General features: G+C 61.3%; 14 protein-coding genes and 3 tRNA genes. 8 read left to right on the top strand and 9 right to left on the bottom strand.

What is annotated here, in order from left to right; all coding sequences use genetic code 11:
* The first annotated feature begins 500 nt into the window (after positions 1-500).
* A complete protein-coding gene (locus AC57B1_RS34530; RefSeq protein ID WP_496419953.1) occupies positions 501-1,646 on the top strand; it encodes a porin in 1,146 nt (381 codons plus the stop codon).
* Between the two features lie 112 nt (positions 1,647-1,758).
* Here AC57B1_RS34530 and greB read toward each other — a convergent pair whose 3' ends face one another.
* On the bottom strand, positions 1,759-2,328 hold the full coding sequence (greB, locus tag AC57B1_RS34525) for a transcription elongation factor GreB (RefSeq protein WP_408185369.1): 570 nt from the start codon (positions 2,326-2,328) through the stop codon (positions 1,759-1,761).
* A gap of 120 nt (positions 2,329-2,448) precedes the next feature.
* Between greB and AC57B1_RS34520 the strand changes: the two genes are divergently transcribed.
* Positions 2,449-2,525: transfer RNA gene (locus tag AC57B1_RS34520), tRNA-Arg, on the top strand.
* A gap of 82 nt (positions 2,526-2,607) precedes the next feature.
* Positions 2,608-2,684: transfer RNA gene (locus AC57B1_RS34515), tRNA-Arg, on the top strand.
* Positions 2,685-2,804: 120 nt separating this feature from the next.
* On the opposite strand, the gene AC57B1_RS34510 is transcribed toward AC57B1_RS34515, so the two are convergent.
* The 5 genes from AC57B1_RS34510 to AC57B1_RS34490 all read right to left on the bottom strand — a co-directional run bounded on the left by AC57B1_RS34510 (position 2,805) and on the right by AC57B1_RS34490 (position 7,754).
* On the bottom strand, positions 2,805-3,311 hold the full coding sequence (locus AC57B1_RS34510) for a phage protein NinX family protein (protein WP_496419952.1): 507 nt from the start codon (positions 3,309-3,311) through the stop codon (positions 2,805-2,807).
* Between the two features lie 108 nt (positions 3,312-3,419).
* Positions 3,420-5,777, bottom strand: coding sequence for a RelA/SpoT family protein (locus AC57B1_RS34505; protein WP_091799855.1), 2,358 nt, complete (start codon positions 5,775-5,777; stop codon positions 3,420-3,422).
* Positions 5,778-5,870: 93 nt separating this feature from the next.
* Positions 5,871-6,074 carry a DNA-directed RNA polymerase subunit omega gene (gene rpoZ / locus AC57B1_RS34500; protein WP_006025620.1) on the bottom strand — a complete coding sequence of 68 codons (204 nt, stop codon included), beginning with the start codon at positions 6,072-6,074 and terminating at the stop codon, positions 5,871-5,873.
* Positions 6,075-6,134: 60 nt separating this feature from the next.
* Positions 6,135-6,812 carry a guanylate kinase gene (gmk, locus tag AC57B1_RS34495; protein WP_091799852.1) on the bottom strand — a complete coding sequence of 226 codons (678 nt, stop codon included), beginning with the start codon at positions 6,810-6,812 and terminating at the stop codon, positions 6,135-6,137.
* Between the two features lie 18 nt (positions 6,813-6,830).
* Positions 6,831-7,754: a YicC/YloC family endoribonuclease gene (locus AC57B1_RS34490; protein WP_091799848.1), complete on the bottom strand. Its 924-nt coding sequence runs from the start codon at positions 7,752-7,754 to the stop codon at positions 6,831-6,833.
* 209 nt (positions 7,755-7,963) lie between these two features.
* On the opposite strand from AC57B1_RS34490, the gene rph reads away from it, so the two are divergent.
* From rph to AC57B1_RS34465, 5 genes are all read left to right on the top strand, one after another.
* Positions 7,964-8,704, top strand: coding sequence for a ribonuclease PH (gene rph / locus AC57B1_RS34485; protein ID WP_091799845.1), 741 nt, complete (start codon positions 7,964-7,966; stop codon positions 8,702-8,704).
* A complete protein-coding gene (gene rdgB, locus AC57B1_RS34480; RefSeq protein WP_496419951.1) occupies positions 8,697-9,344 on the top strand; it encodes an RdgB/HAM1 family non-canonical purine NTP pyrophosphatase in 648 nt (215 codons plus the stop codon). The genes rph and rdgB overlap by 8 nt, the downstream gene beginning before the upstream one ends.
* Entirely contained in the window at positions 9,341-10,570 is a 1,230-nt protein-coding gene (gene hemW, locus AC57B1_RS34475) for a radical SAM family heme chaperone HemW (protein WP_408354249.1), read from the top strand. Before rdgB ends, hemW begins: the two co-directional genes overlap by 4 nt.
* 55 nt (positions 10,571-10,625) lie before the next feature.
* Positions 10,626-10,715: transfer RNA gene (locus AC57B1_RS34470), tRNA-Ser, on the top strand.
* Between the two features lie 157 nt (positions 10,716-10,872).
* On the top strand, positions 10,873-12,117 hold the full coding sequence (locus tag AC57B1_RS34465) for a tyrosine-type recombinase/integrase (protein WP_496419950.1): 1,245 nt from the start codon (positions 10,873-10,875) through the stop codon (positions 12,115-12,117).
* Positions 12,118-12,911: 794 nt separating this feature from the next.
* Here the strand turns inward: AC57B1_RS34465 and AC57B1_RS34460 are convergent.
* The 3 genes from AC57B1_RS34460 to AC57B1_RS34450 all read right to left on the bottom strand — a co-directional run bounded on the left by AC57B1_RS34460 (position 12,912) and on the right by AC57B1_RS34450 (position 16,622).
* Positions 12,912-15,779 (bottom strand): DUF927 domain-containing protein, encoded by a 2,868-nt coding sequence (locus tag AC57B1_RS34460; protein WP_496419949.1) that lies wholly within the window; start codon positions 15,777-15,779, stop codon positions 12,912-12,914.
* 143 nt (positions 15,780-15,922) lie between these two features.
* Positions 15,923-16,210 carry a hypothetical protein gene (locus AC57B1_RS34455; RefSeq protein ID WP_496419948.1) on the bottom strand — a complete coding sequence of 96 codons (288 nt, stop codon included), beginning with the start codon at positions 16,208-16,210 and terminating at the stop codon, positions 15,923-15,925.
* A complete protein-coding gene (locus AC57B1_RS34450) occupies positions 16,197-16,622 on the bottom strand; it encodes a hypothetical protein (protein ID WP_496419947.1) in 426 nt (141 codons plus the stop codon). Before AC57B1_RS34450 ends, AC57B1_RS34455 begins: the two co-directional genes overlap by 14 nt.
* Between the last annotated feature and the right edge of the window lie 2 nt (positions 16,623-16,624).

Genomic DNA, 16,624 nt, shown 5'->3' with positions numbered 1-16,624 from the left:
GAAAAAAAAGCGCGACTGGGAAGTCGCGCCGACAAAGGTTTGGAGATCTTTCTCGTCAACGAAAAAGTCTGCTTCGGAAAGCAGAACTTTCAGTATAGCGTTTCAGCCCATTTCGATTATTCACACAAATAACAATCATCTATTTCAGTAACAACAACAATCCTATTTTTACGAATTATTGCGTTGTTTTTTTGCATCGATTATTGTCGCGGATCAGCAACGCAAGTTCACCTCCTCGCATTCCCCATCCCTTCAAAACCGCCGGAAGCCTTTGTTTATAAGGCTTAAACTGCATTCGCATATCGTTTCCGAACGCGTAATACTTTATTGCGCAAATCGGAACGTCCAATTCGCGAAGTGTCTCTCTACACTCTGCCTAACCGGAAACCGGCGCGATTTGGTTCACCGCGCTTCTCACTCGGATTACGCCTCTCGCAGCGCCCGCGTGAAGGTCTCCTTAAGCCTGGGTTCATACCCACTCTCGCTCTCGGAGTTACAAAATGAAAAAGACACTCATGGTCGCGGCCCTCACGGGGGTTTTCGCAACGGCTGCTCACGCCCAAAGCAGCGTCACGCTGTATGGCTTGATCGACGCCGGCATCACCTATACGAACAACCAGCACGGTCATAGCAACTGGCAAGAAACGAGCGGCTCGGTGAACGGCAGCCGCTGGGGCCTGCGCGGTTCCGAAGATCTTGGCGGTGGTCTGAAGGCCATTTTCACGTTGGAAAACGGCTTCGGCATCAATGACGGCACGCTCAAGCAAGGTGGCCGCGAATTCGGTCGTCAAGCGTTCGTGGGCCTGACGAGCGATCAGTTCGGCTCCGTCACCCTGGGCCGTCAATATGACAGCATGGTCGACTACGTCGGCCCGCTGGCTCTGACCGGTACGCAATACGGCGGCACGCAGTTCGCGCATCCGTTCGACAATGACAACCTGAACAACTCGTTCCGCGTCAACAACTCGGTCAAGTACCAAAGCGTGAACTACGGCGGCTTCAAGTTCGGCGCGTTGTACGGCTTCTCGAACCAGGCCGATGGCTTCGCGAACAACCGCGCCTACAGCGCGGGCGCATCGTACAACTGGGGCGGCCTGAACCTTGCCGCTGCTTACCTGCAACTGAACAGCAACGGCGCGACCGGCGCGGCTGCGGCGTTCAACTCGGGTGGCGCGGTGTCGAGCGACAACACGTTCTTCGCGGGTCGGCAGCAAACGTGGGGCGCGGGTGCCAACTACTCGTTCGGCCCGGCAACGGTCGGCCTGGTGTACTCGCAAACCAACCTGTCGAGCCTGGCCGGTATCGGCGCTAGCGCATCCGGTCAAACGGGCGGTATCGGCTTCGCTAACAACAGCGCTCACTTCCAGAACTTCGAAGCGAACGCTCGCTATGCGCTGACGCCGGCGGTCAGCATTGCCGGTTCGTACACGTACACCCGCGCAAGTTTGGCTGGCACGCGCCCGCACTGGAACCAGTTCAACCTGCAAACCGCGTACGCGCTGTCCAAGCGTACCGACGTGTATCTGCAAGGCGAGTACCAGCAAGTCAACGAAAACGCTATCGTCGATGCCGACATCAACGGCCTGGCCGCTTCGAGCAACAACAAGCAAATTGCTGTGACCGCAGGTTTGCGTCACCGCTTCTGAAGCTGCGTAGCGTAACCGCAGTGTCGAAGGCGCCGTTCGCGGCGCCTTTTTTTATGCCGCGTCGCCCGAGGTTCCTGGTTAGAACACAATAGACGGCGCATTGGAGCCCGGCCTAACCGCCGGCATCTGGCGGAGGATATTTGACGTCCAGTATGTCGATCGGCTGCGGGCCGGCAGGGGTATACAACGTCACCGTATCGCCGATCTTTGCCTTGAGCAGCGCTCGCGCAATCGGCGAAATCCAGCTCACGTGCCCGATATCGAGATCGACTTCGTCGACACCGACAATCGTCACCGTGTGCACCTCGCCATCTTCGGTCGCGTACTCGACAGCCGCGCCGAAGAACACCTGGTCGACGTTCTCCTGCTTACTGCTGTCGACGATTTCAGCAAGATCGAGACGCTTGGTGAGAAAACGGATGCGCCGGTCGATCTCACGCAAGCGGCGTTTGCCGTAGATGTAATCGCCATTTTCGGAGCGATCGCCGTTTGAGGCGGCCCACGAGACCAGCTTGACCACTTCCGGCCGGGCGACGTCGATCAGATGCAGCAGTTCGTCGCGCATGCGCCGGTAGCCGGCGGGCGTGATGTAGTTTTTCGTACCAGCGGGCACGTCCGGCTGGGCGACGTCGAGATCGTCGTCATTCTCTTCGCTCGACTCTTTGACAAAGGCCTTGTTCATGATGGTCCGGTAACTGCAGCAAGCGACTGCCTATCAAGGGTACACGATCACGACTATGAGACAAATCGCAGTTACATGCTTCCCTTTTTCAAAACCTTTGCTATAATCTCGTTTCTGCGTGCGGCTGTAGCTCAGTTGGATAGAGTACTTGGCTACGAACCAAGGGGTCGTGGGTTCGAATCCTGCCAGCCGCACCACTTATTCGAGGGCCTTCCTCCTGGAAGGCCCTTACGTTTTACCCAGTTTCAGTGCAGTAAGTAAGCATCACCCGTTTAGCGTGCGGCTGTAGCTCAGTTGGATAGAGTACTTGGCTACGAACCAAGGGGTCGTGGGTTCGAATCCTGCCAGCCGCACCACCTATAGAGGGCCTTCCGATCGGAAGGCCCTTTGTTTTTGCCGCTCAGCTTTTTGTCCCTCAGGCTTTTTTCCCCGCAGCACCGCCCTCGCAGCTTCCCGCCGCGGCGCAGCATGCGCCATTAGCGTGGCGGCGACTGAATATCCCCGATCTGCCCGTCCGGGCTGGGGGCATCCCCAAACGAATGTCCCGCCACGTGATCGCCGGCGATTTCCCGCTCGCCGATCGGTTGCGCCCGGCCGCCGGTCAGCGCCTGCGCCTCGTGCAGCACATCGCCGACGGTATCGCCGAAACGGCTTTCGACGAACGCCCGCAAGAGCGCGACCCGCAACGAGTCGCCCCGCCCTTCCACCGTGCGGTGCCCGCCTTCGAATTCCGCGATGCAGTGAGCCGCGCCGCGGTGGGTTCTCTCGCGCACCTCGAGCCGCTGCGCGCGCTCCAGTACCGCCGCCGCCGCCTCCCACGACGTGGACGGCATGAAACGGCCATCCCACGGACGCCCGCGGTCATTGCCGCGAATCGACACGGTTTCGCCGCTATCGGTAAAGTGGATTTCGCGCACGAAGTCGTGCAGGCTGCGGGCGACCCAATAATCGAGCGCCAGTCCGGTGAGGTCAGCTACATTCACAAGCGTTCTCCCTGAGTTTCGGGTGAGACTCGCGCGTAGCCGGTGCGTTCAGATTCGAACGAAGAGATTGGACGCGCCCCGAGGTCGACTCAGGGCAACTGCCGCCGATCAGTAATCCGCCCGCTCGCGGTCGATCCGCATCCCGCCGTCGTGACGGTGATGCCCTTCTTCGCTCGGTCGCTCCCGTGCAATGCGCATGACGTCCGGGTTTGTCCGCACCCGTCGCATGACATTGGCCAGGTGCACGCGATCGCTGACCTGGATCACGAAGCGCAACACGGTGGATTCCTGCGACAGATCCTCGTCCATTGCAATGTGGACGATGTTGGCATCCGCCGACGTGATATCCGCCGCCACGCGGGCAAATACACCCTTGGTGTTCTTGACCAGCACTTTCACGGCGACGTCGAACAGACGGCCCGGTTGCGGCGCCCATGCAACGTCGATCCAGCGGCCCGGATCGCGCCGGTGGATACGCTGCGCGACACGGCAATCCGTAGTGTGGATCGCCATGCCGAGGCCAATGCCGATATAGCCCATGATGTCGTCGCCCGGAATCGGACGGCAGCACGCGGACAGCTGCACCGACATCCCCTCGGTCCCGGTGATGACGACCGGCGGCGCATGCGGCGCGTTGCTGTCGGAGCGCGAGCCGTCGTCGTCGGCGTCGCGGCCGCTCATCAGCACTTCGATGCGCTTGGCCATGACCGCTGCGACGCGCCGGCCGAGACCGATGTCCGCGAAAATTTCCTGACGGTTCTTGTTGCCGGTCCACTGCACGAGCTTTTCCCACGCTTCCGGCGTGACATCCGAAAGCGCCAGCCCATAGCCCTTCAGCGACTGATCGACCAGACGCTCGCCGAGCTGAACGGATTCGTTCAGCCGCATGGTCTTAAGGTAGTGGCGGATCGCCGAGCGCGCCTTGCCGGTGCGCACGAAACCGAGCCATGCCGGATTCGGCTTCGAATACGGGGCGGTGATAACTTCGACGATATCGCCGCTCTTCAACTCAGTGCGCAGCGGCAGCAGTTCATTGTTGATCTTCACGGCGACGCATTGGTTGCCCAGGTCGCTGTGGATCGAGTACGCAAAGTCGAGCGCCGTGGCGCCGCGCGGCAGCGCCATGATCTTCGACTTCGGCGTGAACACGTAGACCGCGTCCGGGAACAGATCGATCTTGACGTGCTCGAGGAATTCGCTCGAGTCGCCCGCTTCGCTTTGAATGTCGAGCAGCGACTTGAGCCATTGATGCGCGCGCTTCTGCACATCGTTCAGATCCGCGCCGCCGTTCTTGTACAGCCAGTGCGCGGCCACGCCCGCTTCGGCGATTTCGTGCATCTTGCGCGTGCGCACCTGAAACTCGATCGGCGCACCGAACGGGCCGACCAGCGTGGTGTGCAGCGACTGATAGCCGTTCACCTTCGGGATCGCGATGTAATCCTTGAACTTGCCCGGCACGGGCTTGTACAGCGCATGCAACGCGCCGATGCAGGTGTAGCACTCCAGCGCGCTATCCACGACCACGCGGAAGCCGTACACGTCGAGCACCTGCGAGAACGACAACTGCTTGTCGCGCATCTTCTTGTAGATACTGAAGATGGTTTTCTCGCGACCGGTGACTTCTGCGTCGAGCTTCGCATCGGCAATGGCGCGCTGCACCGACTCGAGAATCTTGCCGACCACTTCGCGCCGGTTGCCGCGCGCCGCCTTGACGGCTTTTTCGAGCGTGGCGTACCGATGCGGATTGAAGTTCGCGAAGCTCAGGTCCTGCAGCTCGCGATAGGTATTGTTCAGGCCGAGCCGGTGAGCGATCGGCGCGTAGATATCCAGCGTTTCGCGCGCCACGCGGCGGCGTTTCTCCGGCGGCACCGCGCCCAGCGTGCGCATGTTGTGCAGCCGGTCGGCGAGCTTCACCAGGATCACGCGGACGTCGCGCGCCATGGCGAGCAGCATCTTGCGGAAGTTTTCCGCCTGCGCCTCTTCGCGATTGCGAAACTCCATCTTGTCCAGCTTGGACAACCCATCGACCAGTTCCGCGACCTTCGCGCCGAAACGCTCGGCGAGTTCGGCCTTGGTTACGCCCTGGTCTTCCATCACGTCATGCAGCAGCGCCGCCATGATCGACTGGGCGTCGAGATTCCAGCCGGCGCAGATTTCCGCGACGGCGACCGGATGCGTGATGTACGGCTCGCCGCTCTGGCGGTATTGGCCGAGGTGGGCTTCGTCGCTGAAATGGAAGGCCGCCTTGACGTCCTTGATCTCTTCCGGCTGCAGATAGCCGGACAAGGCGGAGGTCAGCTTGGCAATGGAGACGACGTCATGCCGGCGCGGTTGCTCCGGCGTGGCGGTCGGGCCGAACAGATGGCGAAACGACTGTTCGAGGACCGCGTCGATGTACTTGCGTGCAGACGAGGGTGAGTCGACGTCGTGTTCCGCTTCGGTGGCGGTGGGCGGGGTAGCACTCATGTTCGCCTCCGTAGCGGTTAGGGTTGGACGCCGGTCTGCACGTGGATCAATTACAGGTGTGGCAATGCGCAATCGAAAACGGAACAGTGCGCCTTAAACAGGCACCTTCTTCAGCATTTCGACGCCGACCTGACCCGCCGCGATTTCGCGCAGCGCGACGACCGTGGGCTTGTCGCGGCTTTCGATCTTCGGCGTGTGGCCTTGCGCGAGCTGACGCGCGCGATAGGTTGCGGCAAGCGCGAGTTCGAAACGGTTCGGGATCTGTTTGAGGCAGTCTTCGACGGTAATGCGGGCCATGTTGGGTTCCTTCTCAGTATGTTGCTTATTCTACCTTATGTGCTGGCGTCACCGCCGCGCTCACGCGTGGGGCAGGTGAATGCCGAGCTGCACGAAAAGCTGCGTGTGGCGCGCGTATTGCGAGGCGAAGCGCGAACGCGTCGCCGCCACGAGACATTGCAGTTCGCTGAGCGCGCGATCGAACTTCTCGTTGATCACCACGTACTCCGCTTCCGCTGCGTGCGCCATCTCACTGCCGGCCGCGAGCAGCCGCCGCGTGATCACGTTCGGCTCGTCCTGGCCGCGCTTTTTCAGACGCTCTTCGAGCGCTTCGAGCGAGGGCGGCAAGATGAAGATTTCGACCGCGTTGTGAAACTGCTTTTTCACCTGCTGCGCGCCTTGCCAATCGATTTCGAGCAGCACGTCATGGCCGCTTTTCATCTGGTCTTCGATCCACACGCGCGAGGTGCCGTAGTAATTGCCATGCACTTCCGCGCTTTCCAGAAACTCACCGGCGTCGTGCCGCCTCATGAAATCGTCGACGGTCGTGAAGTGATAGTGCTCGCCGTCCTGCTCTTTCGGACGCGGCGGGCGCGTCGTGTACGAGATCGACAGACGGATCGCGTCGTCGCCGGCGAGCAGCGCGTTCACGAGCGTCGACTTGCCCGCGCCCGAGGGCGCGACGACCATGAACAGGTTGCCGGGGTAAGCACCGGCGTACGGATTGCGCGGCGTTTCGCGGGTGTGGTGGTCGGTCATTTGTGTGGTGCTCCAGACTTATTCCAGATTCTGTACTTGCTCGCGCATCTGCTCGATGAGCAGCTTCAGGGTCATCGACGAATCCGCCAGTTCCTTCGCGGCCGCCTTCGAACCGAGCGTGTTCGCTTCGCGGTTGAGTTCCTGCATCATGAAGTCGAGGCGCTTGCCGACCTTGCCGCCCTTCTGGATCACGTGACGCGTTTCGTTCAGGTGAGCCGTAAGGCGCGACAGTTCTTCGGCGATGTCGATACGGATGCCGTACATCGTCACTTCCTGGCGAATCCGTTCGTTGATTTCTTCGCGCGAGACGCTCGTCGCCGCCGTATCCGGCGCGGCGATGCCGAGCGCTTCCTGCAAGCGTTCGACAATCTTCTGCTGATGCTTGGCGATCAGTTCCGGCACGAGCGGCGTGATCTTCGTGACGATCGCTTCCATTTCGGTGACGTTGGCGAGCAGCATGGTCGCCAGTTGCGCGCCTTCGCGGGCGCGCACGTCGATCAGGTCGGTGATGGCCTGTTTGCCGCAGGCGAGCACGGCGTCGCGCAGCACTTCGGGCGCCACGCCGGTTTCGGCCAGAATGCCAGGCCAGCGCAAAATTTCGCCGGTGCGCAGGCGTCCTGCTTCCGGAAACGTGGAGAGCACCGTGCGTTCGAGCAGCGCGAGTTGCGCAAGCGCGTCGCGATTGATCGATCCCGCGTTGGCGGACTGTTCGCTGCGTTGCAGATTGATACGGATATCGACCTTGCCACGCGACAGCTTGTTCATCAACATTTCGCGCAGCGTGGGTTCGCACACGCGCACGTCTTCCGGCATACGGAAGTTCAGGTCGAGAAAGCGCGAGTTCACGGTGCGCAGTTCGACCGATACGCTCACGCCGCCTGTGCCCGAGGCCGGGACGAGTTCGCGCGTGGCGCTCGCATAGCCAGTCATGCTGTAGATCATCGTATTTCTCGCGATTGTGGCCATGCGTTCGACGATGGCCGGAGAGTCGAATCGCCCGGCGTGTACGAGACGCGGGGCGGGGAAACACCATTATCCCATTTTTGGCGATGAGCCCCTTGGAGAGCCAAGGCACATGCGGGCAGCCGCCTCGCCCGATCGGCTGTAAAATCGCGCTTTCCCTCCTGCTTTTCTTCCTGACCGATTCCAACATGACCAACGACACCCAACGCCCCAGCGGCCGCCAGGCCAATCAGCTGCGCGACGTGCGCATCACGCGTCACTATACGAAGCACGCGGAGGGTTCCGTGCTGGTCGAATTCGGCGATACGAAAGTGATCTGCACGGCGAGCATCGCCGAGAGCGTGCCGTCGTTTCTGCGCGACCGCGGCCAAGGCTGGCTCACTGCCGAATACGGCATGCTGCCGCGCGCCACGCACACCCGCAGCGACCGCGAAGCCGCCCGCGGCAAGCAGACTGGCCGCACCCAGGAAATCCAGCGCCTGATCGGCCGCGCGCTGCGCTCGGTGTTCGATCTCGAGAAGCTCGGCGCGCGCACGCTGCATATCGATTGCGACGTAATCCAGGCCGACGGCGGGACGCGCACGGCCAGCATCACCGGCGCGTTCGTGGCGGCGCATGACGCGGTGGCCAAACTGCTGGCCTCGGGCCGCATCGAAAGCTCGCCGATCACCGACTACGTCGCGGCGATTTCGGTGGGCGTGTACGACGGACTGCCGGTGCTTGACCTCGACTACGATGAAGACTCGCAGTGCGACACCGACATGAACGTGGTGATGACGGGCGCGGGCGGCTTCGTCGAGATTCAGGGCACCGCCGAAGGCGTGCCCTTCTCGCGCGACGAAATGAACGCGCTGCTGGATCTGGCAAGCGACGGCATCAATACGCTGATCGCGAAGCAAAAGGCGGCACTGGAGCAAAAGGGTGAATGAGGTGAGTCAAAACAATGGCGCAGCCGCATCCGCTTCGCCGTTGAAGAAAGTCGTGCTGGCGTCGAACAACGCGGGCAAGCTGCGCGAGTTTGCGGCGTTGCTCGGCGCGGCCGGCATCGACCTGATTCCGCAAGGCGAGCTGAACGTGCCGGAGGCTGAGGAGCCGCATCCCACGTTCGTCGAAAACGCGCTGGCCAAGGCGCGCCACGCTGCGAAGCTGACCGGCCTGCCCGCGCTCGCCGACGACTCGGGCCTCTGCGTGCGCGCGCTGCGCGGTGCGCCGGGCGTCTATTCGGCGCGCTACGCACAACTCGCCGGCGGCGAAAAGAGCGACGCGGCGAATAATGCCCATCTCATGTCGGCGTTGCGAGGCGAAACCGACAGGCGCGCGTATTACTTCTGTGTGCTGGCTTTGGTGCGTTACGCGGACGATCCCGAGCCGCTGATCGCCGAAGGCCGCTGGCATGGCGAAATGCTGGACGCGCCGCGCGGCGCACATGGCTTCGGCTACGACCCGTACTTCTTTTTGCCCGCGCTGAATGCGAGCGCCGCCGAACTCGAACCGGCGGTGAAGAACGCCAGCAGCCATCGCGCGATTGCGTTGCGGCAACTGCTCGCGCGCCTGACGGAGGAAGCGTGATTCCGATCAAACCCGTGCCTGCCGATATCGGCAACGGCGTCATCAAGGCCTTCACGTCGCCGGGCAGCATCCGGTTGACGTCGCTGCCGCCGCTGGCGCTGTATGTGCATTTTCCGTGGTGCGTGCGCAAGTGTCCGTATTGCGACTTCAACTCGCACGAATGGAAAGGCGACACGTTCCCTGAAAACGAGTATCTCGACGCCTTGCGCGCGGATCTCGAGTTGGCGTTGCCGCTCGTCTGGGGACGGCAGGTGCATACGGTGTTCATCGGCGGCGGCACACCCAGCCTGCTTTCGGCGGCCGGGCTCGATCGCCTGTTGTCGGACGTGCGCGCGCTGCTGCCGCTCGACGCCGATGCGGAAATCACGCTCGAAGCCAACCCCGGCACGTTCGAAGCCGACAAATTCGCGCAGTTTCGCGCGAGCGGCGTGAACCGGCTCTCGGTGGGCATTCAGAGTTTCAACGAAGCGCATCTGAAGGCGCTCGGCCGCATTCACGATTCAGCGCAGGCGCGCCATGCCGTCGAAGTGGCCTCGACCACCTTCGACAACTTCAATCTCGACCTGATGTTCGCGCTGCCGGGGCAGACGCTCGCCGAATGCCAGGCCGATGTCGAAACGGCGTTGTCGTTCGCGCCGCCGCATTTGTCGCTCTATCACCTGACGCTCGAACCGAACACGCTGTTCGCAAAGTTCCCGCCCGCGCTGCCCGACGACGATGCATCCGCCGACATGCAGGACTGGATTCATGAGCGCACAACGGCCGCGGGTTACGCGCGTTATGAGGTGTCGGCGTATGCGCAGCCGCACAGGCAGAGCAAGCACAATCTGAACTACTGGCGTTTCGGCGATTATCTCGGCATCGGTGCGGGCGCGCATACCAAGCTGTCGTTTCCGAATCGCGTGCTGCGCCAGGCGCGCTACAAGCATCCCACCACGTTCATCGAGCAGGCGAAGGCCGGTACGGCAGTGCAGGAAGAGCATGAAGTCGGCACGCGCGACCTGCCCTTCGAGTTCATGCTGAACGCGCTGCGACTGGTGGAAGGGTTTCCGGTGCATCGGTTCATCGAGCGCACGGGCATGTCGATGACGTCGATCGAACCGGCTTTGCAGGAAGCCGAACGCCGCAAGCTGATCACGCGCGACCACGAAAAGATTGCGCCCACGCCGCTCGGCCAGGCTTTCCTGAACGATTTGCAGGAGCTGTTTCTGAAAGATCCGCAGTGATTGCGGATCGACGGCATGCCGCAACAAGGTTTTTTCAGGTTACAATTTAGGGCTTGGAGGTGTGGCCGAGTGGTTTAAGGCACCGGTCTTGAAAACCGGCGAAGGAGCAATCTTTCCGTGAGTTCGAATCTCACCGCCTCCGCCAAGATTGACATTCAGAAGTTTCCAGAAAGTCCCGCAAAGCCAATAAGTATAAGGCTTTGCGGCGATTCGATACCTCCACAAGCATCCAAGAAAAGTCGTAAAATTCCGCAATTTCCCGGGTACTTTTTCGGGTACTTTTTGACGCGGGTTTGACGACCATGCCTGAGAGCCTTCTACGCGATTTGCAATGCCGCTCAGCTAAGCCACGTGCCAGCACGTATCGTCTCAACGACGGTGGCGGCCTTGCTTTGCAAGTCAAGCCCACCGGATTGAAGTACTGGCAGTTTCGTTACACGAAGCCTGACGGTCGGGAAGGACTGGTTCAGATCGGCCCGTATCCGCGCGTCACCCTAGAGCAAGCGCGTAGGGCTCGTAATGAACACCGCGCGGTTGTTTCGCGTGGCGACGATCCTGCCACGCTACGAAAGCAGGAGAAGGTTCGTCGCAAGGTCGAAGCGGCCCGATCCCTGACATTCAAACAATGCGCAGAGGCATACATTAAAGCGCGTCGAGCCGAGTGGGCGAACCCAAAGCACACCCAGCAGTGGGAGAACACGCTTGCGACGTATGCGTATCCGTTCATCGGCGCACTTCGCCCTGCCGACGTTGACACTGAGCTAGTGATGCGCGTCCTGCAACCGATCTGGCTGACGAAGAATGAGACCGCATCGCGCCTGCGTGGCCGGATTGAGAACATCATGGACTGGGCCAAGGTAAGCGGCCTGCGTACCGGCGAGAATCCAGCTCGCTGGAACGGCCACTTGGACCAGTTGCTGGCCTCGCCATCGAAGGTACAGAAAGACGGCCACCACGCCGCACTTCCTTACGTCGAGATCGGCCCATTCTTCCGTGAGTTACGGGCCAACGATGCCACGTCCGCCCGCCTGCTCGAATTCACAATCCTGACCGCAACGCGCACAGGCGATTCACTTTATGCGGTATGGACTGAGTTCGACCTGTCAGTACCCCTATGGATGGTCCCTGCCGACCGCACGAAGGCGAAGCGCGAACACCGCGTGCCGCTATCGTTGCCAGTAGTGAAACTGCTGAAGGCATTGCCAACGTTCGGCGGCACAGGGCTCATCTTCGAAGGCATGCGGGAAGGCCGGCCGTTGTCGAATATGGTAATGCTGAAGCTGCTGGAGCGCATGGGGCGAGACGACCTGACCACGCACGGCTTTCGTTCGACGTTCCGCGATTGGGCAGCCGAGTGCACCGCGTTTCCTAACGAGGTGGCGGAGATGGCCCTCGCGCACGCGATTCGTGACAAGACAGAGAGTGCATACCGACGTGGCGATCTGTTCGACAAGCGGCGCGATCTGATGCAGGCTTGGGCCGACTATATCGACCAGCAAAGCGGCACTAATGTGGCGGAGCTGCCTGGCACAGCCGCGGCTGGGTAAGCGGGCATACGTCCTTGCGACGGGACTCGCAGTTGCCCGCTGCCTGGATGCGTTGTCGTCCCAGATGCAGGCCTAGGGACGGCTTAGGGACATGTGACCGCGAAGTGACTATCACCTGGCTACCTGACTACCCAAGTGACCACCGGGTAGCCACCTCAATCCGTTAGCAATCAATCGCTTAGGTGACCACCGGCTACCCAGGTGACTACCCTGAAAAAAGATGGTGACGGCGCGCCTGATGGGGCTCGAATTACCCGCATGCTGAAAGGCTCTGGAAGGACCCATGCATGCGTGCTGGCATCCGGCTGACCATCGCTGCGCGATCGACCCCTCGGTCATGAACTCCGGCGCGGAACGTCGCACCTTTGCTCACTGCGCAACGATGCCTGCGTCGCGGTTCCGCAGACAACCCGCAGAAGATGCCGTGCGCACGCCCTGAAAAATCCGCGTGAGCCGCGTCGCCATTGGATTGCATCAGCACGCCAGTTGCGTTTCGATTTCCCCTGATCGACAGATTCTCTGGAGACATGGAGACAAGCCTTTCAGATTGGCTATGAGCCTTTACCAGCAAAGCTTTTGCCGTCTCCATATTCTGTATCCATGCGTCTCCAGCCGCGACGGTCTGTGGAGACGTGGCTTTTCCATTGTTGCTGAAATGGTGCAAATGGGGGTGCCGTGTTCGGCAGAGATTCCGACTGGAGCGTCGTGCAAAGTGACTTTGACTGACGGACCAAAGCCACTTTGCCGCGCAAAGGAATCCGCGCCACCGCCGCCATCGCGGCGAAGGCTGTCACTCAATGATCTAATGAAAAGATCGATGGCAGGATGCGGTACACCATGACCTTACCAACGGTCGGCACGCGCTCGCTACGAGCCGGATGACCGTCCGAACGTGGCATTAATATCTTGCGTTCGATCAACAGTTTCTCGACCTGCTTATAGTCGAACCCCTTACACACTTCCTCACGAAACACCTTCGCCAGCACCCAGTATTCCGTTTCGCTCGCGTCCGCATCCGTGTCGCTCATCTCGCGCCCCGCGCCGTATTCTGCAACGTAGGCCCGATCTGTCGTAACGGCCACCGCCTCGGATTCAGCCGTGACCTTGACGAGCTTCTTGAAGCCCGCGCGGTGCATGATGTTTGCCCGATGATCGTCCTTCAATCGGTGCATGGGCTCGAAACGTGCCGCGCCATGCGCCTCGAAGAAATGCACGACCTGTCGCAGCATGTCGGCCTGATCGGAGTTGCCTACGCCGCCGCGCATGTGCAACCAGCCATCAAAGCAGGTGCGTGCGGCATCCGTGGATGCGCCGAGCGGCCACCCGGTCAAGCCAGCCGCCGTCGCCAGCTCGCCTGCAGCGCCGACCAGCGCGAAGCGCTCAGCAACCCGCGCCACCTGCGAATGCGCGCCGCCTGGAACCCATGCATGCACGAGTTCGACAATGCGTTCGCGTAACGAATCAGGCAGTTCGTCTGCAACCTGTGAAGCCCACGCAATGAAGGCTGGACCGCCCGCGCCGTAATGCACATTCGCCGCGCGCTTCAGGTGTTCGACAAGCGCGCGAGGCGAATCAAAGCCGTGCAGTTCTTCAATCACGCCCATACCCTTACCAGCGTCTGAGGGAATGACCGGCAGGCGTACCTCAATGCCGCCCTTCATTGGTTTGTTTGCTTCTGCCATCAACGCAGACACGCTCTTTTCGCCGTTCGACAGAAACAGCAGGCGCCAGCTCAGGACAGGTTTCGCCGCGCCGGTACGCGTCGCACGCGCCTTGCCTGACTCGTTGGCCAGCATGTAAATCACGTCGCCAACGAGGCGCGGCTCGACCTGCCCGATTTCATCCAGAATCAGCAGTGCATCGCTGTGCTGTGTCGCAACCGCCTCAAGCGCGTTGTCCGTGGCTTTCCATCCGCGCACGTAGTCTTTGGAGCCGAACACGGATGCCGCTATCGCGCCGCCAGTCGATTTACCTTCGGAGGTGGTGCCGAGCATATGAAAGCCACCAGATTGCAGGCCTGAGAAGTGCAGCAACGGTCCCGCAAACGCGCTTGCCACGCAGAACAGCAGGCGGCTATTTCCAACGCAATACGCGGCTACCTCGCGCCGCCATTCGTCGAGCGTGCCGCTTTCCTTGAACTGGCTTTGAATTGGCATGTCAGCCTGATAGATCAATGACTCGCGGCCGGTGCCAATTACCTTGTCCGGCAGCACGAACGCGCCGCCATGCCAGCCGACGCGCGGCACACACCGCACGCGCTCGTCCGGTTGTGCCATCTGGATATAGTTCGCGATCTGCGTGCGTGCCACCTGTGTGACGCCGAGTTTCACGCCCATATCCAGCAACATGCGGCGCAGCTCCGTTCCGTCTCCGGCGAACAGCCCGGCTGGGACCGCCCAGCGCTTCTGTACGCCGTCCCGGTCGGTAAATTCGAGCAGGTAGCCCCATTCACTGTTGACCTCGTTACGCGTCTCCGCGATCACGTCAATGCGTGTGCTAACCCAATGCGGCGGCAGCGCTTCGCCCTGATTGTTGAAGCCGTGAAACCACACGCCGTTGTCATCGACCACGAAGCGCGATTTGCCGTCCTGTGCGCGGGCCGTTTTAGGGCGCCTGGCGGCCTTCGCAGGAACTGGAGGCGTCTTGCCTTTGCTTGCGGCCTGCGCGCCGCCGACAGCCAGCGCTGCGTATACGGCAGCGGCCACGGCATCCGGGTTCAGGCGCGCCGCAAGATCGTTGAAGTCCGTTCCAGCCGAAGGGCGTTTCTCGCCGAAGTCAGGGACGGCCACCGTACCCCCGACTGCGTCGGCCGCCGCGCGCGCCTTCGTCAGCCCCGGATTTCCCTTTGTCCTGTGATCGTCGTCCGCACACAGCACAATGCGGGCGTGAGGGTACCGCGCACGTAGCGCCGTGGCGACGGCGAGCAGACTGCCGGCGTCGAACGCCACAGCGGCTGGAAAGCCGGTCGCGGCTGTAAGCGTCGCGCACGTCGCATAGCCTTCTGCAATCAGCAGCGTTGAGGTGACAGCGCCGCCCACCCAGCTAAAGCAACCCGCCTTGCGACCATCCGGCAGAAAGCGCTTCTGTCCATCTGGCAGGATGAACTCAAGCGTCCAGAGCTTGCCGGATTCGTCCCGAGCTGGAACGATCAATGCGCCATCGCACGCGGCCTTGCCAATTACCAGCTCGCCGCTAAACACACGCAGCTCGCCAGCGCCTACGCCTTTGCGATCAAGGTAGGCGTGATCGGCTGGCGCAGGCGCGGCGGCCTCCCAGATCTGCAGTGCAACCAGTGCCGCGGATTCATGCTTCGCCGCATTGGCCTGCAGTTCGGCGGCTTCACGGGCCGCGCGTTCCGCTTCGCGGCGCATACGTTCGGCCGCATTGACCGGTTTCGCTTTATGGGCGCGCGGATCGAAGCCGTATTTCTTGGCTTCGAAAAAGAGTGTTGCCAGCTTTGTTTTACCGATCTTGACGGACTTCCACACGTCGCGCGTGTCGGTCTCGTTGTAACCCTTCGCCTGTCGGCTCCAGTCGCTCCAGAGGGCGAATGCTTCATCGCCAAATTCTGCCTTGAGCGCCATCGCCATCCTGACCCAGGTATCACGGTCGTCAGGCGGGATATAGCCGAGCGCGATTCTCGCGCGCTCGAATTCAGACATGGATTTATCGCTCATAGATTCCCTGTATGCGCGGGCCCGCGTCCACCTGCGGCCCGCCATGCGTCCGGCCAATGCCACGCGATTAGTAGTGCAGATCACACTGATATCAGCACGGCGTGTCAATCGTTTAACTTCGGTTGCCGTTACACGCCTTGCGGAGGCGGGCTTTGACCTCTGTTGCGCGCTTTGTGGGCGGCTTCGTACAATGCCATTGCGTCTGACATCAGCACGGCGAGCGCGCCCATCGCGCCAGCCAGAATCTCAGTACCGCCCTCATGCGCGTCAACAAGGCAGAATGCCTGTGCAAGTGCCCTCGCCGTGTCCAGCCGCAATTCAGCCTCGTTGTGCATGGCGTTTGCGTCGCCGCCCATCGCCCATAGCACCTGATCAACGCCAAGACACGGAACGGCGGTAGCGTCAGCGGGGCGCATTGCTGACCTCCGTCGAGTCCACACGAACCTTCATAGCGTGATGCCGCAGCATTGCGACCATATCTTCAAGATCACGGGCAAGAAACTGCGCCATCTCCGGCTCGACGCCCGCAAATGAGCGGTGCCTTGTGCCGTCGTCACACAGGAAAAGAGTCACGCTGGCGACGGGAGGGGCTGCGGTGTCCAGCACGATGCCCAGCACCTGATTGCGCACACGGCTTTGACGCCTTGCGATGTTCTTTGCACCATGGTCCGGCATTGAAATAACGTGGGCCGCACCTGACGGCGGTGTGAGCGGCCGTCCAGCACGTTCCCGGAAGGCCGACAGCTCGACTATCCGCATGCCCGGTGCGGTCGTTCGTGGAGCAGAAAGGAACTCGGACACAGGCAGGTTGTTCGTTGTTTTTGCCATGG

This window comes from Paraburkholderia sp. BGA-UO-ETr-F21, assembly GCF_059567925.1.
Note: the sequence above shows the minus strand (reverse complement) of the source record. Positions and strands in the feature narration are given on the sequence as shown.